Here is a 21306-nt window from a genome sequence, read left to right as displayed (position 1 = left end):
ATCGAAACGTTGATCTATCATTCAGACGCAGATCCAGAGCCGCAGGTTTCGGCAATTGCCGGGCAATTACTCGGCAATTGCGTTGGTGCGTGCCCGTGTGCGCTGATCTAAGAACAGCCTAGTCCCATTCCACTTGGTGGTCAGCGTATATCTCACCAATTGGACCTGATTTCGCTTATATGAATCACCGCGCGCTATTGCGCCCGTGAGCAGGCGTTAACGCGCCCGAATCATTGGGGCCCGGCGGCGGGCCGGGTGCGCGCAGCGTCACGGTATGATGGGTGGTGGCCTTCGACTGGGGCAAGGACACGGGCGTGCGCTGCGCGCAGAGCCCGTTCTGCAGCAAGAAGCGTTGCGACATCCACCCGGGGCTGCCAGCCAGACAGAACTGCCCAGACAGAACAGAGTGACTGCCACCGTGAGCACAACAAATACGCCGCTGAACGCCTCCCCGGCCTCGGCAAGAATGGGCTTCGGCCGCAAAGCCAAGGCCTACCTGGCGCTCACGAAGCCCCGAGTCATCGAGCTCCTGCTCGTCAGCACCTTGCCCACCATGATCTACGCCGAGCGCGGATTCCCCTCGATCGGCCTGATTCTGGCCACGCTCGTGGGCGGCGCTTTCGCGGCAGGCTCTGCCGGTGCCTTCAACTGCTACATCGACCGCGACATCGACAAGCTCATGCACCGCACCGAGAACCGGCCGCTGGTCACCGGCGAGGTCACCCCCCGCGAAGCACTGATCTTCTCCTGGCTGCTGGGCGCCGCGGCGATCGCCATCCTCTGGTTCGGGGCCAACCCGCTCGCCGCATGGCTGGGCCTCGGCGCCATCGTCTTCTACGTGGTCATCTACACCATGATCCTCAAGCGACGCACCGCCCAGAACATCGTCTGGGGCGGCGCCGCGGGCTGCTTCCCGGTCCTGATCGCCTGGGCCGCCGTCACCAACACGGTGGAGTGGCCCGCCGTCGTGCTGTTCATGGTGATCTTCCTCTGGACCCCGCCGCACTACTGGCCGCTGTCGATGCGGTACGGCGAGGACTACCGCAACGCCAACGTGCCGATGCTGGGCGCCATCGCCGGCGCCAAGGTGGTCTCGGTGCAGGTGGTGCTTTACGCGTGGGCCATGGTGGCATGCTCGCTCCTGCTGATCCCGGCCGGCGGCGCTGGCTGGGTGTACACCGTGACCGCCGTCGCGGCCGGCGCCTGGTTCCTGTACGAGTCGCACGCCCTGTACAACCGCGCCCAGTCCGGCGACGTCTCCAACAAGGGCGCCATGAAGGTCTTCCACGGCTCCATCAGCTACCTGACACTGCTCTTCATTGCCCTGGCGGTGGACCCGTTCATCGGCTCGGCGGTCATGGGCGGCTGAGTCCCAGCTGTTCTTAAAACAGCAGATGCTCCCTCACCAGTGGTGAGGGAGCATCTGCTGTTTTGCGGCAGTGCCATGAGGGCGCTGCTCCTAGTCGGCGCTTACTTCCTGGCGCGGGCCGGGCGGGGGAACGACGCCGGCCGCCGGCCGCTGGTCCGGGTACCGCTGGTCGAAGCGATGGCGCGCGATCCGTCCGAGCCTCTCGACCGTGTGCCAGCTGATGACCGCGATGACCAGGGTCACCACGATGGCCGACACCGCGACGAGCGGCGGCAGATCCGCCGTCGACCCGCCGTTGAGCCAGAGAATGACGAGGTAGTTCCAGAGATAGGCGGCGTAGGACACGGTGCCCAGCAGCTGCAGCGGGCGCGTCCACGTCGGCATCGCACGGGTGCGGGAGGCGGCGAGGGCCACCAGGACGGCCGCGGCAGCCATGGCGAGCGGGCCTCCGATGAAGAAGAAGGCCGGTGTTTCGTTGGCTTTGGGGAAGAACGCCAGCGCGACCAGGAGTGCCGAGGAGCCGAGCAGGGCGGCCAGCCTGAGCCGGCGGCCCGCGAACCAGCCGAAGACGCGGACCCGGTAGAGGCGCAGGGCCGACCCTAGGATCAGGCCCAGCCCCCACGTCGTGGGCAACGCGTAGACCAGTGAATGAAGTTGCGGAGCCATGATCTCCATCGCCAGCACGCTTGCCGTCATCAGGGACAGGGCGACGGCGGCCGACCAGACGATCAGCCGGCCCTGCCGGTTGCGCCGCAGGGCGAGAACCAGCAGCGCGGGCCAGATCAGATAGAACTGTTCCTCCACCGCCAGCGTCCACAGCGGTCCGATGGCCATGCTGACGTCGAAGGGCAGCGGCAGGTCTTTGAGGTAGCCGAGGCCGGCGAGGACGGTGTACCCGACGATGCCCTTGGACCGGTCCCCGAGGACGTCGGTGGCCAGCTCGACGACGGCGTACACGCCCAGGAGGGAGATCAGGGCCGGCACGAGCCGGAAGGCCCTGTGCGCATAGAAACGGCCGTAGCGAATCTTTCGATGCCGTTCCACGTCCCTGAGCAGCACGTTCGTGATCAGGTATCCGCTCAGCACGAAGAACGCAATGACGCCGATGATGCCGGCGCCTTGAAATATTCCAGGCCAGGAATGTCCGAGCAGGACTGCGCCAACGGCAGCGCCGCGAAGGACGTCCAGGCCGTCAAGCCGCGGACGCACTGTGAATTGCTTGCTTGCGGTTTGTTTGGTTGTAGCGTGTTGGTCTGTAGATTGCAGGGCGGCCGTGGCGGCCCTTTCGCCGACTAGTAACGCCATATAACCTCCGGAGCCTCTTTCCGGCCGGTTTCTATTTCAGCTGAATCAAGGCAAAACCGTGCCGTTACTCTTCTGATGAATGTGATTCCGGCGCCACCGCGCCGTTAGCTATTATCCCGGACGCGGCTGGACGAAACCTGACCACGGTCCGTCTGGTGGTGCGTTCGCCCGCAACAGCCCGGGATTCAGAGGTTGTGGGCGATGAGTTCGAGCCCGATCACCAGAAGGCTTAAGACGACTTCGGCGAACATGATGGCGGCCTTGTGATGGAGCGGGATATCGAGGCGCCGGATCGCGAGGTACCCGACGACCATGAGTGAGGCAACGAGAACAACGACCGCCCAGCCGAGAGCCACGGCCGTCGACCACAGCCCGAGGCCGGCCGCTGCGAGCAGGAGCAGCGGAGTCACCAGAACGCCGAGACCGCCGGCGCTGACTGCGATCATATGGTGCAGTTCTTCACCGGTGGGGAGCGTCGAATGGACCGTCAGGTGGCTCAGGAGATCGGCGACGAAAATCCCGAGCAGGGAACCGATGACCACGATGCTGAGGGTGGCGGCGGCGGCCGCGGGCGACGTCTCGTCCGCGTGGCTCCGAAGCGCCAGCACCACGGCGAGGCTCGTAAAGATGATGTAGACCCGCTCTTTAAGGCTCGCCGCGCGTTGGCGGGCCGCGGGTGACAGGGTCACGGGCGGTTCGATGGGATCCATGTGAGAAGGCCTTCCGGTAAGCGTCACAGGAGTGAACGACCACATGCCCACGACCGCAACGATCCAAATCCATGCCATCTCATAGTGCTCCCGGGGAACCCGCCGAGGCCAGACCGGAGCCCACAAACACAAGCAACGCGGGGTCACCTACGGCCCATCCGCCAGGTGCGGAACGAGCGGTAAGTCACCCCGCGTTGTTTGTTGGGGGAGGTGTTGGTGCGCCTATTTCACCGGGCTGTAGCGGGCGAGGTCCGCGGCGTTGGTGGCCGCGCTCATCAGCAGGGCCGCCGCCAGCATGTGTGCGCCCACGAGCAGCGCCGGGATGCCGTTGTAGTACTGCGTGAAGCCGATGATGGCCTGCAGCACAGTGACGCCCAGGAGCATGAACACCGCGGAACGGAACGGCCCCGGGATACGCCCGCGCAGCACCAGGAACACTCCGAACAGCGCTCCGGCGGTCACCAGGTACGCCGGCATGGCATGGATGTGCGCGAACAGGTCCCAGTCGAGGTCATTGCGCGGGGCGTTGGCGTCGCCGGCATGCGGGCCGGCCCCGGTCACCACCACGCCCAGGCAAACGGCCACGGCGGAGAAGAACGCGACGGCGGTCATCACCGGGCGCGCGGCGCCCGGCAGGGCCGGAAGCTGCACGGTCCGGGCCTTGCCCGTGCGGCCGTAGGCGCGGTTCACCAGAAGGGTTGCCAGAACCACGAGGGCCATGGATACCAGGAAGTGCAGGCCCACGACCCACGGGTTCAGCTGGGTGAGGACGGTGATGCCGCCGATGACGGCCTGGGCCGGGATGCTGGCGAGCAGGCCGAGGGCCAGCAGGAAGAGGTCGCGGCGTTCCTTGCGGAGGTTCCACAGGTACACGAGCATCATCACCGCGACGGCGGCCAGCGCGAACGTCAGGAGCCGGTTGCCGAATTCGATGATTCCGTGGAACCCCATTTCCGGCGTGGTGGCCAGGGATCCTTCCGTACAGCGCGGCCAGGTGGGGCAGCCAAGGCCCGAGGCGGTAAGCCGGACGGCGCCGCCTGTCACCACCAGGACGATCTGGCCGATGAGGGACAACACGGCCAGCCGCCTGATCCTGTTGTCGACCGTGACGGGCAGCCGGGAGGTGAACCCGGAAACGATCCGGGGTGTGCGTGACGCCGTGCTCACAGTTTTCTCAATTCCACTTGAACCAACGGATTGCCGCGCCGCCGGCGATCGCCGTCCAGAGCAGCAGGACAAAGACGGCAGCAACGTTGACGCTGCCGTACAGGAAAGCATCCCTCAGCGCCTGGCCCAGCGAGCCGGAGGGGAGGAAGTGCACCACAGCCTGCGAGAGCGCAGGGAGCCGTTCGGACGGGATCACGATCCCGCCCAGGGCCCCGAGCAGAATCCAGAGCAGGTTGGTGATGGCCAGGGTCGCCTCCGGCCGGACCGTCCCGGCGACCAGCAGCCCCAGCGCGGTGAAGCATGCGGCCCCGAGGACCAGGATGAGCATGCCGGGCAGCCAGCCCGCGGGGTTGGGCTGCCAGCCCAACACCAGGGCCACGGCCGAGACGATGAGCACCTGCAGGAACAGGACGGCCAGGACGGCCAGGATCTTGCCGGCGATCAGTCCGGCGCGGCCCAGGGGAGTGGTGGAAAGAAAGCGCAGCACGCCGTAGCGGCGGTCGAAGCCGGTGGCGATGCCCTGGCCCGTGAAGGCGGTGGACATGGCGCACAGGGCCAGGATGCCGGGGACGGCAACGTTGATGCGGCTCGAACCCAGCCCGTCCAGCAGCGGCGTCACGGTCAGGCCGACCATGGCCAGCAGCGGCAGGACGATCGCGAGGATCAGCTGCTCGCCGTTCCGGAGCATGGTGATGGTTTCGTACCGCCCCTGCAGCATGATCCTGCGCAGCAGCGGAGCGGGTGCGCTGCCGTGTGCTGTGAGCGGCGCACTGCCCAGGGGGGCACTGCCCAGCGGCGCGCCGCCGGAAACGCGGGTCATCGGATCTCCCTTCCGGAGATGTCCAGGAAGACGTCCTCGAGGCTGCGTGCCTCAAGGCTCAAGGAGCTGGGCATGATCCCGCGCGCGGCCCACCACGCGGTGATCGCCGCGAGGTCCGCCGGGGTCAGTGCGCCGGTCACCGCGTAGCTGCCGGCCCGGGCCTCGGTGACCTCGACGCCGTCGGTCAGCACGCCGGTGAAGTCCAGGCCCGGTTCGGTCTCAAACAGCAGGGTGCGGATGTGCTGCCCGTCGTCGCCGGCGGGCAGCTGATGCTGCAGGAGCTGGGCGACGGTGCCTTCAGCGACGTTCCGTCCGGCGTCGATGATGTAGACGTAGTCGGCCAGGCGCTGGGCGTCGTCCATCAGGTGGGTGGTGAGGATGATTCCCATCCCGCTGTTACGCAGCTCGGCGATGAGATCGAAGACCATCTGGCGGGACTGCGGATCCAGGCCGGCGCTCGGCTCGTCGAGGAAGAGGACCTCCGGGTTGCCGACCAGCGCCGCCGCAAGGGCAAGGCGCTGCTTCTGGCCGCCGGACAGGCGCCGCACTGAGGTGCGGCTGAACGAATCGATCCCCAGGCGGGCAATGAGCTCATCCACCGGCCACGGATCCTGGTACATGCCGGCAATGTGCCTTAGCAGCGGGATGGGACGGGCCGACGGCGGGAGACCGCCGTCCTGCAGCATGACACCGACGCGCGCACGGAGGCCGGCTCCGGCAGTGTCCGGATCCTGGCCGAGCAGGCTGATGGTGCCGGAGGTCCGCTTCTGCAGCCCTTGGGCGCATTCGATGGTGGTGGTCTTGCCGGCGCCGTTGGCGCCGAGCAGGGCTGTTACCTGGCCGCGTTCGGCAACGAGGGAAAGGCCGCTGACCACGCGCAGCATCTTGCCGTCGAGGGTGGGCAGTGGACCAACATCCTTGACGAGCCCGCTGATGGTCAGAACGGGGGATTCGGGAGATCGCACCACAGCATTCTACGCGATGTAGTACGGCGTTCCCCCGGAACGGGCGCCAACTGCAGGCAAGCCATGCCTTACTGGATCGCCGGAGTAAATTACGACATGATTGTGTTGTGTATTCCATGAGTCCCTCTGTGTCTGGAGCCGCTGTGTCTGGAGCTGCTGCGCCCGGTACCCGGTCCGGCCGCGGCGCTGCTCGCCTCGGGTCCGCCCGGGCGCACGTGGCCGTCGTCCCGGATGAGGTTCCCGACGCCGTTCCCGCGGGCGCCGGCGGCCAGACCCACGACGCCGAAGAGCGCACGCGTGACCGCGTCCTCAACGCCGTGCTGGAGCATGGACCCATCAGCGCCGCCGAACTCGGCGACCTCCTGGGCTTCACCCCTGCCGCCGTCCGCCGCCACCTCGACCACCTCTCGCGCAGCGGCGTGATTGAGGTCAAGCGGGCTGCCCGTGCCGGTGCCGGCGCGGGACGTCCCGCCCGGCGCTATGTCCTGAGCTCCCAGGGCCAGTCGACGCTTGGCAACGACTACCTCGACATCGCCACCGTGGCGTTGCGCCGCCTGGGCGAGGCCGCCGGCCCCGAGGCGGTGCGGCAGTTCGCCGTCGAACGGTTCGCCGACATGGAACGCCGCTACGCGCCCGGGATCGAGCAGGCCGGACCGGACATCACGGCCCGGGCCCGGGCCCTCTCCGAGGCGCTGAGCCGCGACGGTTTCGTCGCCTCGGCACAGTCGATTGAAGCCAAGGCGCCGCTTCCGGCCGCCCTGTCCAGCGTCCAGCTCTGCCAGGGGCACTGCCCCATCCAGCACCTGGCGGCCCAGTTCCCCGTGTTCTGCGATGTGGAGACCGAAGTGTTCTCCCGGCTGGTCGGCGTCGATGTGCGCCGGCTGTCGACTCTCGCGCGCGGCGGGCACGTCTGCACCACCCACATACCTACGGGCCGTCCGGCCGCCGTCGGGGCTTCCAGTCCCGCAGCCCCGGGTACCCCGGATGAAGTATCCAACCATCTGCAAGAAAGGCCGTGATGACGGACCAACTATCAGAGAAGAAGGTTGCTGACTCTACTGTGATTTCGGAGATTCTGGAAAAGAATCCCGAGCTCCACGGAATCGGCACCTACGAGTACGGCTGGGCCGACAAGAACGACGTCGGAGCCAACGCCCGCCGCGGCATCGACGAAGACGTTGTCCGCGACATCTCGGCTAAGAAGAGCGAGCCGGAATGGATGCTGGACCTGCGCCTCAAGGGCCTGAAGTACTTCGACCGCAAGCCCATGCCTACATGGGGTGCGGACCTTTCCGGCATCGACTTCGACAACATCAAGTACTTCGTGCGGTCCACCGAGAAGCAGGCCGCCACCTGGGAAGACCTTCCCGAGGACATCCGGAACACGTACGAGAAGCTCGGCATCCCGGAAGCCGAGCGCAGCCGCCTGGTCTCCGGTGTGGCGGCCCAGTACGAATCCGAGGTGGTGTACCACCAGATCCGTGAGGACCTCGAAGCCCAGGGCGTCATCTTCCTGGACACCGACACCGCCCTGCGCGAGCACCCGGAGATCTTCCAGGAATACTTCGGGACGATCATCCCGGTGGGCGACAACAAGTTCGCCTCGCTCAACACGGCCGTCTGGTCCGGCGGGTCCTTCGTGTACGTGCCCAAGGGCGTCCACGTGGACATTCCGCTGCAGGCCTACTTCCGGATCAACACCGAAAACATGGGCCAGTTCGAGCGCACCCTGATCATCGCCGACGAGGACTCCTACGTCCACTACATCGAAGGCTGCACCGCGCCGATCTACACCTCGGACTCGTTGCACTCCGCCGTCGTGGAGATCATCGTGAAGAAGGGCGCCCGCGTCCGCTACACGACCATCCAGAACTGGTCCACCAACGTGTACAACCTGGTCACCAAGCGCGCCATCTGCGAAGAGGGCGCCACCATGGAGTGGATCGATGGCAACATCGGCTCCAAGGTCACCATGAAGTACCCGGCCGTCTACCTCGTGGGCGAGGGCGCCAAGGGCGAGACCCTGTCCATCGCGTTCGCCGGCGAAGGCCAGCACCAGGACACCGGCTCCAAGATGGTCCACATCGCGCCGAACACCAAGAGTTCGATCATCTCCAAGTCCGTGGCCCGTGGCGGCGGCCGTGCCGCCTACCGCGGCCTGGTTCAGGTCCGCGAAGGCGCCAAGCACTCGGCCAACACGGTCCGCTGTGACGCCCTGCTGGTGGACACCATCAGCCGCTCGGACACCTACCCGTACATCGACATCCGCGAGGACGACGTCACCATGGGCCACGAGGCCACGGTCTCGCGCGTCAGCGAAGAGCAGCTGTTCTACCTGATGTCCCGCGGCATGCGCGAAGACGAGGCCATGGCGATGATCGTCCGCGGCTTCATCGAGCCGATTGCCCGTGAGCTGCCGATGGAATACGCCCTTGAGCTGAACCGCCTGATTGAACTGCAGATGGAAGGATCGGTCGGTTAATGACTGACATCACTACTGAAAAGGCCCGCATCGGCGCGCCGTCAGCCCAGCCGTTCATCAACGGTTTCACCGAGGAAGGCGAGAGCCTCTCACCGCTGAACGCCGCGGAGTCCAAGGCGCCGCTGGCCGGCGAGGCCGTCAAGCGCCACTCCCACGGTGGCGGCGTCGGCATTCCGGACAGCTCACGCGCCGGCCGGCTGACCTCCTACAAGCTGGCTGACTTCAAGCCGCTGACCGGCATGGAAGAGGACTGGCGGTTCACCCCGCTCAAGCGCCTCCGCGGCCTGCACACCGAGGTCCTCAACGGCGCCGCCCCGTCCGTGAGCGTGACCGCCCCGGACAGCGTCACCGTGGAAACCGTCGGCCGCGACGACCGCCGGATCGGCTCCGCCGCCATCCCCGAGGACCGTGTGTCCGCGAACGCCTGGGAGAACTTCACCGAGGCCACCGTCATCACGGTTCCCGCCGAGGTCCAGGTCGACGGCGAGGTCAGCGTCCTGCTGACCGGCCAGGGCACCGAGGCCTCCGCGCAGCACGTCGTAATCGTCGCCGAAAAGTTCTCCAAAGCCGTCGTAGTCCTGGACCACCAGGGCACCGCCGTCGTCTCGGAAAACATCGAGATCGTCGTCGGGGACGGCGCGCAGCTCACCGTCATCTCACTCCAGGAATGGAACGACGACGCCGTGCACGCCTCCTCCCAGCAGGCCAAGCTCGGCCGGGACGCCAAGTTCAAGCACATCGTCGTCAGCCTCGGCGGCGACCTCGTGCGCGTCACGCCGTCGGCACGCTTCACCGCTCCGGGCGCAGAAGTGGAACTGTTCGGCCTGTACTTCGCCGACGCCGGCCAGCACCTCGAGCAGCGCCTGTTCGTGGACCACTCCGTGCCCAACTGCAAGTCCAACGTCCTGTACAAGGGTGCCCTACAGGGCCGCAATGCGCACACCGTGTGGGTTGGTGACGTTCTGATCCGCAAGGAGGCAGAAGGCACCGACACCTACGAGGCCAACCGCAACCTGGTCCTGACCGACGGCGCCCGCGCGGACTCCGTGCCCAACCTTGAGATCGAGACCGGCCTGATCGCCGGCGCCGGCCACGCCAGCGCCACCGGACGGTTCGACGACCAGCACCTGTTCTACCTGATGGCCCGCGGCATTCCGGAAGAGGTGGCCCGCCGTCTGGTGGTCCGCGGCTTCCTGAACGAGATCATCCAGCAGATCAAGGTTCCTGCCATCGAAGAGCGCCTGACGGACGCTGTCGAGCGCGAACTCGCGGCAACGAATCATTAGCCAGCACAGCAGCACAGGGAAGATCAATGACTGAACAGCCAAAGGGCGAGCTTGTCTGCAACGCCAGCGAGATCGAGGTCAAGCAGGCACTGCGGATCCTGATCGACGACTACCCCGTTGCCATCGTGAAGGACTCGATGGGCGAGATCCACGCCATCGGCGACACCTGCTCGCACGCGGACATCTCCCTTTCCGAAGGTGAGGTGGAAGGCTGCAAGATCGAGTGCTGGGGCCACGGTTCCCAGTTCGACCTGCGCAGCGGTGAGCCGCTCCAGCTGCCGGCCTACGATCCTGTCCCCGTCTTTGCCGTGACCGTCCTGGATGACGAGGTCTATGTGGACTTCACCAACGTCCTGAACGGTGCCGAGGCCCCGAACTTCAGCTAGCCTCCGGCAGCTAGCGCACCACAACTTATCGACAAGAAAACGCACAGTGCCGGAGGGCACCGTGCAGAGGAGAACAAGGCACATGTCTACTCTTGAGATCAAGGACCTGCACGTCAGCATTGACACCGAGCAGGGCACCAAGGAAATCCTGAAGGGCGTCAGCCTGACCATCCGGACCGGCGAAACACACGCCATCATGGGTCCGAACGGTTCCGGCAAGTCCACCCTGGCGTCCACCATCGCCGGCCACCCGCGCTACAACGTCACCTCGGGTACCATCACGCTCGACGGCGAAGACGTCCTCGCGATGAGCGTTGACGAGCGCGCCCGGGCCGGCCTGTTCCTGGCCATGCAGTACCCCGTCGAGGTTCCCGGCGTGAGCATGACGAACTTCCTGCGCACCGCCAAGACCGCCATCGACGGCGAGGCCCCGAAGCTCCGCACCTGGACGAAGGACGTCAAGGCTGCCATGGCGCAGCTGCGCATCGACGCCGACTTCACCCAGCGCAACGTCAACGAGGGCTTCTCCGGCGGCGAGAAGAAGCGCGTCGAGATCCTGCAGCTCGAACTGTTCAAGCCGAAGTTCGCGATCCTCGACGAGACCGACTCCGGCCTCGACGTCGACGCACTGAAGGTTGTCTCCGAGGGCGTCAACCGCGCCCACGCGGAAGGCAACATGGGCACCCTGCTCATCACGCACTACACCCGGATCCTGCGCTACATCAAGCCGGACTTCGTGCACGTGTTCGTTGACGGCCAGGTTGTCGAAGAGGGCGGCCCGGAGCTCGCCGACCGCCTTGAAGAAGAAGGCTACGACCGCTACGCCACGGGCGCCGGAGCAGCCACGATCGCTGCCGCAGACGCTGCAGCACAGGCCTAGTTAGGACTTCACCATGACTGAACTCAATGTGGCCCGCACGGGCCTCGAGGACGTCGAAGAGGCACTCAAGGATGTGATTGACCCGGAACTCGGGGTCAACATCGTTGATCTGGGCCTGCTCTACGGCCTGAAGTACTCAGACGACGACGGCGCCCTCCTGATCGACATGACTCTCACCACGGCCGCCTGCCCGCTCACCGATGTCATCGAAGAGCAGGTCGGCAAGGCCCTGGACGGGATCGTCGACGACTGGCGCCTCAACTGGGTTTGGATGCCGCCGTGGGGCCCGGAACGGATCACCGAAGACGGACGGGACCAGATGCGCGCCCTGGGCTTCAACATCTAGGACCCCACCGCTTCCCTAGCCTCGCTTCGCTCGGCCAGGGAACCCCCGGCGGCGGAGACCCCTAATTACGATGACGCCGGCCCCGCCTCACTGAGGCGGGGCCGGCGTCATTTAAGCCTGCGCGTTCCCTTTCGGCCCGGTCAGTGATCTGATGAAGGCAACGAGTCCGCCGCGGCACCCTGGCCGCGGACCGGGCATAGTGTCAACAGGAGGCGAACCGGAATGGATGCCACACCAGCACCGTGGCCGGAAACGGGCGGCGCGGCCGGCGCGGCGCCGGGGCCGTCCGGCGCCGCCGGTGACTTTGTCGTCGTCGAGGACAGCGGCGAGTTCGACTATTACCGTTCCAGGGAAGACCTGCTGGCGGACCTCGAGTATGTCGGCGAGGCCCCGTGCATCATCGACCGCAACGCCACCTCCTACCGGCTCGAGCTGGACCAGAACCGCCACCTGCAGATGGGGCCGCCTCTGGGACCCGTGGAATTCCACTGGCTGCGGCAGGCGCTGGCCGACGCCCGCGAGGTGCACCCCGAAAAGCACCGGCTGCAGCGAGCGGACGCCGTCGGGCTGACCGAACTCGTGGCCGGACTGTTTGAGACGCTGCAGCTGGAACGCGGGACGGACGCTGAGCTGGGGCTCTGGGGCCTGGAAATCGACGGGCTGTCGACGCGGCGCAACGAACTGGCCGACGTCGACCGCCTCCTGGCCGGGAACGAGCAGCTGGACACGGTCCGGGTGACCGACCCCTTCGGGCATCTTTACCGGCCGGTATGGCATCCGAAGCACCGGCACGTGGGCCACGCCGGATTCCTGAGCTACGTTGAGATCCCGGCCCGGCGAACGCGGGGCCAGTGAACTCCGGGCCGGTGAGGTCCAGCCTTAGGGGTCAGGGTGTTGCCACCGCAAAGGTGTCGCACTTGTTGATGTCCCCGGTCGTATAGCCCTGGTAGAACCACTTCTGCCGCTGTGCACTGGACCCGTGGGTCCACGCTTCGGGTGAGACGCGGCCTGTGGCGGCTTTCTGGATGCGGTCGTCACCCACGGCCGAGGCGGCCGACAAGGCATCCTGGAGATCCTTGTCCGTGAGCGGTTCGAGATATGGCTGGCCGGTCTTGGGGTCCGGCTGGGTGGTTGCATAATGTGCCCACAGCCCTGCGTAGCAGTCGGCCTGGAGCTCCACCCGGACACCCCCGGAAGCGGGGCCCTGCGGATCCTGTTGCGCGCGGTCGAGGTTGCCGAGCAGGTTCTGGACGTGGTGCCCGAACTCGTGGGCAACCACATATTCCTGTGCCAGCGGCCCGCCGGAGGAGCCGAACCGGTCCACGAGTTCCTGGAAGAAGCCGGGATCGAAGTACGCCGTGGTGTCGACGGGGCAGTAGAACGGTCCTACCTCGGTGGTCGCGGCCCCGCAGCCGGTGTTGGTCCCGCCGGTGAAGATCACGGCCTTGGGACGCGGGTATTTGGTGTTGTACTGGGCCAGATAGGCCGGCCAGAAGGCGTTCAAGCTGTTGACGGTGCCCGTGATCCTGCAGTCGAGGCGCGTGTCGGCGTCGGCCCCGGTCCGGCAGGCGGGCGCAGAGCCCTGACTCTGCGACTGGGGGTCCTGGGTGGTGCCGGCCAGTCCCTCGAGAAGCTGGGGGTTGATGCCGAACAGTGCGGCCAGCAGCAGGATGATGCCACCGCCGATCCCGCCGCCGATCATGGGGCCGCGGCCCATCCCTCGTCGATCCTGGACCTGTGAGGGATCCAGCGGGGCGTTGTCATTGAAGCTCATGGAGTCACAATATCCCGCACAAAGGGGCGGCGGCGGCCGGCAACGGTAAAGTTGGTGCGATGCCTTTTCTCGACAGACTCCAGCGCTGGGCCGATGACCGTCCCGACGAAACTGCCGTCGTCGTGGCCGGGACGCACCTCAGCTGGTCCGGTCTGCGGGACCAGGCCGCGGCGCGGGTCCCCGCGGCGCCGGCCATCACCGTCTTGTCCGAACTCAACTCAACCCGCTTCGCCGTCGCGTTCGCCGCTGCCGTCGCCGGTCAGCGCCAGTGCGCCGTGCTGGACCCGGCCTGGCCGCAGCAGCTGCAGGACGCGATTACCGCCCGCATCGCGCAGACACCGGTTCCGGGGGATGAGTCCGGCGCTGGACTGGGAGCCGAGCTAGTTGACGGGGCTCCGGTCACCTCGTTCCTGATCGGTCTGACCTCCGGGACCACCTCGGTGCCTAAGGCGTTTACCCGCTCCCGGCGGTCCTGGCAGGAATCGTTCGACGCGTCCATTGAATTCTTCGGCCTGACCCGGGACGACAAGACCCTGGCCCCCGGCCCGCTCGCGGCGAGCCTGAACCTCTACGCCCTCGCCGAATGCCTCTACGCCGGTGCGGAGTTCCACACGCTTGAGCACTTCGACGTCGGCGCCGCCCATGCGGCCGTCAGCCACGACGGCATCACCCGGCTGGTCCTGGTCCCCACCATGCTCCGGCTGCTTAGTGAACGCGGCCTGGCCGGCGGGGTCGACGCCTCCGGCATCCGCAGCATCGTCTGCGCCGGCTCCAAGCTGGACGCCCGGACGCTGGAAGCAGCGAGGCGCTGGGCACCCAACGCCACCATCTTCGAGTACTACGGCGCCTCCGAGCTCAGCTTCGTTTCGGGCGCCGGCCTGCGCCCGGGCGAGGCCGTGGAGCCGGGCGGCACCGGGATCGGGAAACCCTTTCCCGGCGTCGATATCCGCATCCTGGACGACCGGGGGGCCGAACTCCCGGACGGCGGTGACGGCAACATCTGCGTCCGCAGCGGCATGGTCAGCAACGGCTACCTGTGGGGCGACGACGGGCACGCCCTGAGGTGTTTCGACGGCTGGTACACCGTCGGGGACCAGGGATACGTCTCTGGCGGCACCCTGCACATGCTGGGCCGACGCTCCGACATGATCATCACCGCCGGCACGAACGTCTACCCGCACGAAGTCGAAATGGCGCTGGCGTCCGTCCCGGGCGTCGCGGCGGCCGTGGCGGCCGGCATGGCCGACGACCTTCGGGGCCAGCGCGTGGTGGCCGCCGTGGTGCCCTCGCACGGGGCGGTCACCGCCACCCAGCTGAAGGCGGGCATTGAGGACGTGCTGGCACGCAACAAGCGCCCCCTCGAATACTTCGCGCTGGCCGAGCTGCCCCTGACCGACCGGGGCAAGATCAGCCGTCAGCTGCTGCTCGACTGGGTGGACCGGAACGATCCCCGGATCCGGCGCCTTGGCTGAGCCACGCACGTCGCCCCGGCCGTTGGGAGGCGGTCCGTTGGGAGGCGGTCCGTTGGGAGGCGGTCCGTTGGGAGGCGGGCCGGCTTCCGGCCGGCGTGCTTCAGGCTGGCCGCCCCTCCCGGGGCTGTTGCCGGAGGACCGGCAGCCGGTGATCATCGCCGCACGGCGGACGCCGCTTTGCCGGGCCAACGGCACCCTGAAGAAACTGCGCGCCCACGAGCTCCTGGCCCCGGTGCTGCGCACCCTGCTCTCCGACGCCGGTGCGGGCCTCACCCCGGACTCCGTCACCGACGTGGTGATCGGCAACGCCGTGGGCGGCGGCGGGAACGTGGCCCGGCTCGCCGCACTGGAGGCCGGCCTGCCCGTCACGGTGCCCGGCGTCACGGTGGACCGGCAGTGCGGCTCCGGGCTGGACGCCATCGTGCTGGCCTCCCGGCTCGTCGCCGCGGGCGGCGGCGGCGTCTACCTCGCCGGCGGCGTGGAGAGCATCAGCACGGCCCCGCTCCGGGCGCACCGCAACGAGGACGGCAGCGCAGACTACTACAGCAGGGCCCAGTTCGCCCCGCTCAGCCTCGGCGACCCGGACATGGGGGTGGCGGCCGAGAACGTTGCCGCCGGCTACGGCATCAGCCGGGACCGCCAGGACGCTTTCGCGCTCCGCAGCCACCGCCGTGCCCTGGCCGCCGCCGCCGCCGGGCGGTTCGACGGCGAACTCGTGCCGCTCGCCGCGCAGTGCGGGGCCGCCGTGGCCGCCGACGACGGTCCGAGGCCCAGCCTTGGGCCGGCCCTGATGGCCCGCTTCCCGCCCGTGTTCGCTGCCGGCGGCACGGTCACGGCCGGGAACTCCTGCTTCGACGCGGACGGCGCGGCCGCTGTCATCATTACCTCCGTGGAACGGGCCCGGCAGCTGGGCGCCGCCGACGGACTCCTGATGCTGGGAACCGACACTGCCGGGGTGGCGCCGCACCTGCTAGGCATCGGGGCGGCCGCGGCGGCCGTGCGGCTCCTGGCCGCCCACGGCCTCACGTCTAAAGACCTGGGCCTGGTCGAATTCAACGAGGCATTCGCCTCCCAGACGCTCGCGTGCCTGGATCAGTTGGGGATCGACCCGGATCGCGCGAACCTCGACGGCGGTGCCCTGGCGCTCGGGCACGCCTACGGAGCTTCGGGCGCGGTGCTGGTGACCAGGCTGCTGGCACAGGCCCGCAGGTCCAGGGAGCCCGGCCAGCTCGCCCTGGCCATGATCAGCATCGCCGGCGGCATGGGCACGGCCGCGCTGCTCGGGTACTGCAGCCTGGGCTGACCGTCCCGGGCCACCCGGGGGACATGCCCATTCTCCGCCGCAGCCGGTGGACATGCGGGGCTAATACCCCGTGGCTGCGGACAACGGAGGACATGTCCATCCTTCGGATCTGGGACATGCCCTGCTCTGGCCCCGGCAACGTGGCATGTCCTGCTCTGGCCCCGGAGAAGGGACATGTCCATTCCTCGGTTTGAAGGGTGGACACTATCGCTCCATGCGCAGTGCTTACGGCCAAGGGAGGGCATGTCCAGCGGGTGTGGGGTCCGGATGTGGGCCGCTCGGGCACCGCGGGCGGGAGATGCCCATTCCTCGGCTTGAAGGGTGAACACTATCGCTCCATGTCCATTGCCCGCGGCCAGGGGAGGGCATGTCCAGCGGGTGTGGGCTCCGGATGTGGGCCGCTCGGGCACCGCGGGCGGGACATGCCCATTCCTCGGCTTGAAGGGTGAACACTAGGGCTCTATGTCCATTGCCCGCGGCCAGGGGAGGGCATGTCCAGTGGAACGGGGTCCGGGAGAGCGCCGCGGGGCAACCGTCAGGGGACTAGTCCTCCGGGTCCTCCGGGTCCTCGGGCTCGCCCAGGCCACGCGCGGCCAGCGCTTCGCCGGTCTGCCGGGCGAAGGCCACGGTGGTGATGAACACTGGGAGCACCAAAGCGCGTGGGTTGCGGTCGAGTCCGCGGGCCCGGGCGGAGTCGCGGACGTTCAGGTAGGCCTCGGCAACGAACGGGATGCTGCGGAGCATGATGGCAATGGTCAGGGCGAAGCGCTCAGGGTCCGCACCGAAGCGCCGGAACGGCCGGGCCAGGGATGCGACGCCGTCGAGGAGCGCCTGCACCGGGGTAGTGGCGGTGAGGATCGAGGCCGCCACAACACAGACCAGAACGTTCAGCACGATCCGTGCGGCGGTGGGTGCGCCCAGCAGCCACCACTGGAAGACGCCGATCGCGAGCAGGACCGGCAGGACCGGGCGCACCGCGCGGAACAGCCGGGCGGGGCCCGCGCCGCTGAGCAGGAACAGCCCGCACAGCAGCGCCAGCGCGACGGCGGACACCGCCCAGTCGGAGATCAGGAAGGACGCCATTCCGCACCCGACAACCAGCAGGAACTTCAGCCCCAGCGGCGCCCGGTGGATCAGGGAAGTGCCCGGCGAGTAGGTTGCCAAAAGGAAGCCGTGGCCGCTCACGGCCGCTCCAGCCCGCCCTGCTGAAGCCCGGCCAGCCCGGCGCCCCCGGCACCGGTCCCAGGCACGCCCAAGGAAGGCAGGCCCTCGGGAGGCAGGCCCGCAGCGCTCAGGGCGCGGTAGTGCCGGACGGCCTCGGCCGGACCGCCGTCGAACACCACCCTCCCGGCATCCACCACAAGGACCCGGTCCATGTCCTGGGCGAGCTCGAGGTCGTGGGTGGACAGGATGACCTGCTGGCGGAGCCCGGACAGCGTGCGCCGCAGCAGTTCGCGGTTGCGCAAGTCCAATAGCGTGGACGGCTCATCCAGGACCAGCACCTCAGGGTCGACGGCCAGGACGGCGGCCAGGGCCAGGAGTTGGCGTTCGCCGCCGGAGAGTTCGTAGATGCTCTGGTCCGCGAGGCGCAGGAGCCCGAACCGGTCGAGGACTGTCTCCGCGTGGGCGCGGCGCTCCGTGGTGTTGCGGATGGAGCGCCGCAGGGACAGCTCCACGTCCTCGCGCCCGGTGGGCATGACCAGCTGGGAAAGCGGATCGGTGAAGACAAAGCCCACACGGCGGCGGACCTCCCGCACGGCGCGGACGGTATCGGCGCCGTCGACTCCTACCGTGCCGTCGCTGGGTGCAACGAGCCCGTTGAGGAGCCTCAGGAGGGTGGACTTGCCCGAGCCGTTCGCCCCGATAATCCCAATGCGCCGTTCCGTGAACGTGAGGGAAAGCTCCTGGAGCAGCGTCTTGGGTTCGGTGCGGCCGTCAACGGACACCCGCACCGAGACCCGGTCCAGGACGATGGTGCTCACGGGTGGGCGTCTGCCGTCCGGACGCGGCGGAGCAGCAGATCCGGGAAGGCCTTGTGCAGGGCCAGGGCAATGCTCACGGCCAGGACGTTTTTGATGATGTCGCCGGGGTAGAACACGAGGTCGGCCAGGAAGGCCTTGGAGAAGTCCAGCTTGGCGTTGACCATCATGCCCAGGATGCCCAGGCCGTGGATGAAGACGATGCTGCTCACCATGGCGGCGGCGAACAGGAGCACGGCGCGGAGTTTGCCGGTCCGGGTGGCGGTGCGCGCGAGCACGACGACGGTCAGCCAGCCCACCGCCGTGGCGGCCAGCAGGAACCCGATGATGTAGCCGGCGGAGGGGCCGGCGAGGACGCCCAGCCCGCTGCGCCCGCCGCTGAAAATCGGCAGGCCGGCGAATCCCAGCAGCAGGTAGAGTCCCAGGGCGGCGAAGGCGCGCCCCGGGCCGAGCGCCAGCCCCGTGAGCATGACGGCAAGGGTCTGCAGCGTGATGGGCACGCCGAGTCCGCCAACGGGAATGGCGGCGATCAGCGCGGAACCTGCCACTAGGGCGGCGAACACGGCGATCAGGCCGAGGTCGGTGGCGTTCCAGCGGCTACGGCGGCGCGGGAGCCCGGTCTTCGCTGTGGCGGGGTGGTCGGTCTGCGTCATGGTGTTCCTGTCGAAGGTGCGGTGCGGTGCGGTGCATGGCGGCGATGCGGCGCACAACGGAATGGTGATTTCGACTGTACGGCCGCGGCTGTCCGGGTTTTTTGTAGGTGCCCCACTAAGCGGCGGCCCGGATGCTGGAGGGCGCCGCCAACGAATGCCGTCCGCGGCACGCGCGGCGGCCGTCCGCGGCCGCCGGTGCCCATGTCACGGAGTCCGGGCGGGGCCGGTAGACTTGTAGAGGCCGTGCTCTCGGCCGACCTGCCCCGGCCCCGCCCAGACTCCACCCGATGTGCCGCGGCATTCCCTGTTGTGAAAGGCCTTAGCTGCATTGATTACCGTCCAGGATCTCGAACTTCGCGCCGGCGCCCGCCTCCTCATGGACCAGGTGAGCTTCCGGATCGACAAGGGAGACAAGATCGGCCTGGTCGGCCGTAACGGTGCAGGCAAGACCACACTGACGCGGGTGCTCGCGGGCGAAGGTCTGCCGGCCGCCGGCAAGGTGACCCGCAGCGGCGAAATCGGCTACCTGCCGCAGGATCCGCGCACCCCCGACATGGAGCAGCTCGCACGGGACCGGATCCTGTCCGTCCGCGGCCTGGACGTCGCCGTCGGCAAGCTCCGCGTGGCGCACGAAGAGATGGCCAGCGAGGACGCGGCAGTCCAGCGCAAGGCGATGAACCGCTACGACCGGCTGGAATCCGAATTCCTGGCGGCCGGCGGCTACGCGGCGGAAGCCGAGGCCGCGGCGATCTGCTCGAACCTCGCCCTGCCGGACCGCCTGCTGAACCAGCCGCTGAAGACCCTGTCCGGCGGGCAGCGACGCCGTGTGGAGCTCGCGCGCATCCTCTACTCAGACGCCGAGACCATGCTCCTCGATGAGCCCACCAACCACCTCGACGCCGATTCCATCTCCTGGCTCCGTGAGTTCCTCAAGAACCACCAGGGCGGCCTGATCGTCATCAGCCACGACACCGAACTGCTCGAAGCGACGGTAAACAAGGTCTTCCTGCTGGACGCCAACCGCGCCCAGATCGATTTCTACAACATGGACTGGAAGCGCTACCTCACCCAGCGCGAAACTGACGAGCGCGCCCGCAAACGGGAACGCGCCAACGCGGAGAAGAAGGCTCAGGTCCTCTTGGACCAGGCGAACAAGATGCGGGCCAAGGCCACCAAGGCCGTCGCGGCGCAGAACATGGCCAAGCGCGCCGAACGGCTCCTCGGCGGGCTCGAAGCGGTCCGCGAAAACGACCGCGTGGCAGCCCTGCGCTTCCCGGACCCCTCGCCCTGCGGCAAGACCCCGCTGACCGCGGACGGCCTGAGCAAGTCCTACGGCTCGCTGGAAATCTTCACCGACGTCGACCTCGCGATCGACCGCGGCTCCAAGGTGGTCATCCTGGGACTCAACGGTGCCGGCAAGACCACGCTGCTGCGCATGCTCGCCGGCGTCGACAAACCGGACACCGGCGAAGTGATCCCCGGCCACGGCCTGAAGGTGGGCTACTACGCCCAGGAGCACGAGACGCTCGACGTCGACCGCACCGTCCTGCAGAACATGCGTTCTTCCGCCCCGGACATGAACGATTCCGAAGTCCGCGGCATCCTGGGCTCGTTCCTGTTCTCCGGGGATGACGTCGACAAGCCCGCCGGTGTCCTCTCCGGCGGCGAAAAGACCCGTCTGGCCCTGGCCACCATTGTGGCATCGAGCGCGAATGTGCTGCTCCTCGACGAGCCCACCAACAACCTGGACCCTGCCAGCCGCTCCGAAATCCTCGGCGCCCTGCGCAACTACACCGGCGCCGTCGTGCTGGTGAGCCACGATGAGGGCGCCGTCGAGGCGCTCAACCCGGAGCGCGTCGTCCTGCTTCCCGACGGCATCGAGGACCACTGGAACGAAGACTACCTGGACCTGATCACGCTGGCGTAAACCCCTAACGGACGGGCATCTCCACGGCGCCCGTGATCCGGCGGAGTTGTTCGTAGCTGATCGAGAACATCGAGTTGTGGTCGCCTGCCCCTGCCCAGAGCACGGGGTGTGCCGCCAGCGACTGGTCCAACAGAGTCCGGATCTTCTCCGGATGCCCGACGGGAGCCACACCGCCCACTTCCTGACCGGTGTGTTCCAGGACGAATTCGGGGGAGGCCCGGCGGATTTTCCCGGCCCCCAATTGTGCGGCGACCTTGCGGACATCGACCCGGGCGGCGCCGCTGGCCAGGATCAGCAAAGGCGTGCCGTCGAGGTCGAACACGAGGCTGTTGGTGATGGCCGCGACGTCGCAGCCCAAGGCGTTCGCGGCAGCTGCCGCCGTCGGGACTTTCGACTCAAACACCGTGACGGTGTCCTCGGCGCCCAGTGAGGTCAGCGCGTGCTTCACCCGGGCCACCGGCTCCGGAATCAAGGCGGCCACG

21 protein-coding genes are annotated in these 21306 nt (G+C 67.8%); 11 read left to right on the top strand and 10 right to left on the bottom strand.

Going from position 1 to position 21306, the window contains the following annotated elements; all coding sequences use genetic code 11:
- The first annotated feature begins 406 nt into the window (after positions 1-406).
- Positions 407-1369: a heme o synthase gene (locus C9424_RS04610; protein ID WP_091254060.1), complete on the top strand. Its 963-nt coding sequence runs from the start codon at positions 407-409 to the stop codon at positions 1367-1369.
- Between the two features lie 90 nt (positions 1370-1459).
- Here C9424_RS04610 and C9424_RS04605 read toward each other — a convergent pair whose 3' ends face one another.
- The 5 genes from C9424_RS04605 to C9424_RS04585 all read right to left on the bottom strand — a co-directional run bounded on the left by C9424_RS04605 (position 1460) and on the right by C9424_RS04585 (position 6336).
- Positions 1460-2578 carry an acyltransferase family protein gene (locus tag C9424_RS04605; RefSeq protein WP_237563292.1) on the bottom strand — a complete coding sequence of 373 codons (1119 nt, stop codon included), beginning with the start codon at positions 2576-2578 and terminating at the stop codon, positions 1460-1462.
- A gap of 281 nt (positions 2579-2859) precedes the next feature.
- Positions 2860-3384, bottom strand: a complete 525-nt coding sequence (locus tag C9424_RS04600) for a hypothetical protein (RefSeq protein WP_237563291.1) — start codon at positions 3382-3384, stop codon at positions 2860-2862.
- A 222-nt stretch (positions 3385-3606) separates the two neighbouring features.
- Positions 3607-4551 carry a COX15/CtaA family protein gene (locus C9424_RS04595; protein ID WP_116765735.1) on the bottom strand — a complete coding sequence of 315 codons (945 nt, stop codon included), beginning with the start codon at positions 4549-4551 and terminating at the stop codon, positions 3607-3609.
- A gap of 7 nt (positions 4552-4558) precedes the next feature.
- A complete protein-coding gene (locus C9424_RS04590) occupies positions 4559-5269 on the bottom strand; it encodes an ABC transporter permease (protein ID WP_237563309.1) in 711 nt (236 codons plus the stop codon).
- 98 nt (positions 5270-5367) lie between these two features.
- Positions 5368-6336: an ABC transporter ATP-binding protein gene (locus C9424_RS04585; RefSeq protein WP_116765733.1), complete on the bottom strand. Its 969-nt coding sequence runs from the start codon at positions 6334-6336 to the stop codon at positions 5368-5370.
- Positions 6337-6443: 107 nt separating this feature from the next.
- On the opposite strand from C9424_RS04585, the gene C9424_RS04580 reads away from it, so the two are divergent.
- The 7 genes from C9424_RS04580 to C9424_RS04550 all read left to right on the top strand — a co-directional run bounded on the left by C9424_RS04580 (position 6444) and on the right by C9424_RS04550 (position 12571).
- Positions 6444-7355, top strand: coding sequence for a helix-turn-helix transcriptional regulator (locus C9424_RS04580; RefSeq protein ID WP_116765732.1), 912 nt, complete (start codon positions 6444-6446; stop codon positions 7353-7355).
- Positions 7355-8818, top strand: a complete 1464-nt coding sequence (gene sufB / locus C9424_RS04575) for a Fe-S cluster assembly protein SufB (protein WP_116765731.1) — start codon at positions 7355-7357, stop codon at positions 8816-8818. Before C9424_RS04580 ends, sufB begins: the two co-directional genes overlap by 1 nt.
- Entirely contained in the window at positions 8818-10104 is a 1287-nt protein-coding gene (gene sufD, locus C9424_RS04570; RefSeq protein ID WP_116765730.1) for a Fe-S cluster assembly protein SufD, read from the top strand. Before sufB ends, sufD begins: the two co-directional genes overlap by 1 nt.
- Positions 10105-10130: 26 nt before the next feature.
- The gene (locus C9424_RS04565) at positions 10131-10490 is read left to right on the top strand and encodes a non-heme iron oxygenase ferredoxin subunit (RefSeq protein ID WP_116765729.1); all 360 of its coding nucleotides are present in this window, start codon (positions 10131-10133) and stop codon (positions 10488-10490) included.
- A gap of 82 nt (positions 10491-10572) precedes the next feature.
- The gene (sufC, locus tag C9424_RS04560) at positions 10573-11370 is read left to right on the top strand and encodes a Fe-S cluster assembly ATPase SufC (protein WP_091254077.1); all 798 of its coding nucleotides are present in this window, start codon (positions 10573-10575) and stop codon (positions 11368-11370) included.
- Positions 11371-11383: 13 nt separating this feature from the next.
- A complete protein-coding gene (locus tag C9424_RS04555) occupies positions 11384-11716 on the top strand; it encodes a metal-sulfur cluster assembly factor (RefSeq protein ID WP_018772973.1) in 333 nt (110 codons plus the stop codon).
- Between the two features lie 222 nt (positions 11717-11938).
- On the top strand, positions 11939-12571 hold the full coding sequence (locus C9424_RS04550) for a hypothetical protein (RefSeq protein WP_116765728.1): 633 nt from the start codon (positions 11939-11941) through the stop codon (positions 12569-12571).
- 31 nt (positions 12572-12602) lie between these two features.
- Here C9424_RS04550 and ypfJ read toward each other — a convergent pair whose 3' ends face one another.
- Positions 12603-13490: a KPN_02809 family neutral zinc metallopeptidase gene (gene ypfJ, locus C9424_RS04545; protein WP_116765727.1), complete on the bottom strand. Its 888-nt coding sequence runs from the start codon at positions 13488-13490 to the stop codon at positions 12603-12605.
- A gap of 59 nt (positions 13491-13549) precedes the next feature.
- Here ypfJ and C9424_RS04540 point away from each other — a divergent pair, with 59 nt between their 5' ends.
- A complete protein-coding gene (locus tag C9424_RS04540; RefSeq protein WP_116765726.1) occupies positions 13550-14962 on the top strand; it encodes a class I adenylate-forming enzyme family protein in 1413 nt (470 codons plus the stop codon).
- A gap of 148 nt (positions 14963-15110) precedes the next feature.
- Positions 15111-16265: a thiolase family protein gene (locus tag C9424_RS04535; protein WP_116765909.1), complete on the top strand. Its 1155-nt coding sequence runs from the start codon at positions 15111-15113 to the stop codon at positions 16263-16265.
- A gap of 543 nt (positions 16266-16808) precedes the next feature.
- Here the strand turns inward: C9424_RS04535 and C9424_RS04530 are convergent.
- From C9424_RS04530 to C9424_RS04520, 3 genes are read right to left on the bottom strand one after another with little or no spacing between them, the layout of a single operon-like run.
- Positions 16809-17450 (bottom strand): energy-coupling factor transporter transmembrane component T family protein, encoded by a 642-nt coding sequence (locus C9424_RS04530; protein ID WP_116765725.1) that lies wholly within the window; start codon positions 17448-17450, stop codon positions 16809-16811.
- Positions 17447-18247 (bottom strand): energy-coupling factor ABC transporter ATP-binding protein, encoded by an 801-nt coding sequence (locus C9424_RS04525; protein WP_237563290.1) that lies wholly within the window; start codon positions 18245-18247, stop codon positions 17447-17449. Before C9424_RS04525 ends, C9424_RS04530 begins: the two co-directional genes overlap by 4 nt.
- A complete protein-coding gene (locus tag C9424_RS04520) occupies positions 18244-18897 on the bottom strand; it encodes a biotin transporter BioY (RefSeq protein WP_116765724.1) in 654 nt (217 codons plus the stop codon). The genes C9424_RS04525 and C9424_RS04520 overlap by 4 nt, the downstream gene beginning before the upstream one ends.
- A 328-nt stretch (positions 18898-19225) precedes the next feature.
- Between C9424_RS04520 and C9424_RS04515 the strand changes: the two genes are divergently transcribed.
- Complete coding sequence (locus C9424_RS04515; protein ID WP_116765723.1) at positions 19226-20824, top strand: ABC-F family ATP-binding cassette domain-containing protein; 1599 nt, start codon at positions 19226-19228, stop codon at positions 20822-20824.
- A gap of 4 nt (positions 20825-20828) precedes the next feature.
- Here C9424_RS04515 and C9424_RS04510 read toward each other — a convergent pair whose 3' ends face one another.
- Positions 20829-21305, bottom strand: a complete 477-nt coding sequence (locus C9424_RS04510) for a YbaK/EbsC family protein (RefSeq protein ID WP_116765722.1) — start codon at positions 21303-21305, stop codon at positions 20829-20831.
- Between the last annotated feature and the right edge of the window lies 1 nt (position 21306).

The sequence above is a fragment of the Arthrobacter sp. H-02-3 genome, assembly GCF_003097355.1.
Classification (GTDB): domain Bacteria; phylum Actinomycetota; class Actinomycetes; order Actinomycetales; family Micrococcaceae; genus Arthrobacter; species Arthrobacter humicola.
Note: the sequence above shows the minus strand (reverse complement) of the source record. Positions and strands in the feature narration are given on the sequence as shown.

Bases quoted from the DNA above. Each gene is read 5' to 3' on its own strand.
- C9424_RS04600 (WP_237563291.1), bottom strand. From the start codon at position 3,384: ATGGATCCCATCGAACCGCCCGTGACCCTGTCACCCGCGGCCCGCCAA.
- C9424_RS04590 (WP_237563309.1), bottom strand. From the start codon at position 5,269: ATGCTGCAGGGGCGGTACGAAACCATCACCATGCTCCGGAACGGCGAG.
- sufB (WP_116765731.1), top strand. From the start codon at position 7,355: ATGACGGACCAACTATCAGAGAAGAAGGTTGCTGACTCTACTGTGATT.
- sufD (WP_116765730.1), top strand. From the start codon at position 8,818: ATGACTGACATCACTACTGAAAAGGCCCGCATCGGCGCGCCGTCAGCC.
- C9424_RS04565 (WP_116765729.1), top strand. From the start codon at position 10,131: ATGACTGAACAGCCAAAGGGCGAGCTTGTCTGCAACGCCAGCGAGATC.
- sufC (WP_091254077.1), top strand. From the start codon at position 10,573: ATGTCTACTCTTGAGATCAAGGACCTGCACGTCAGCATTGACACCGAG.
- C9424_RS04555 (WP_018772973.1), top strand. From the start codon at position 11,384: ATGACTGAACTCAATGTGGCCCGCACGGGCCTCGAGGACGTCGAAGAG.
- C9424_RS04550 (WP_116765728.1), top strand. From the start codon at position 11,939: ATGGATGCCACACCAGCACCGTGGCCGGAAACGGGCGGCGCGGCCGGC.
- ypfJ (WP_116765727.1), bottom strand. From the start codon at position 13,490: ATGAGCTTCAATGACAACGCCCCGCTGGATCCCTCACAGGTCCAGGAT.
- C9424_RS04540 (WP_116765726.1), top strand. From the start codon at position 13,550: ATGCCTTTTCTCGACAGACTCCAGCGCTGGGCCGATGACCGTCCCGAC.
- C9424_RS04520 (WP_116765724.1), bottom strand. From the start codon at position 18,897: ATGACGCAGACCGACCACCCCGCCACAGCGAAGACCGGGCTCCCGCGC.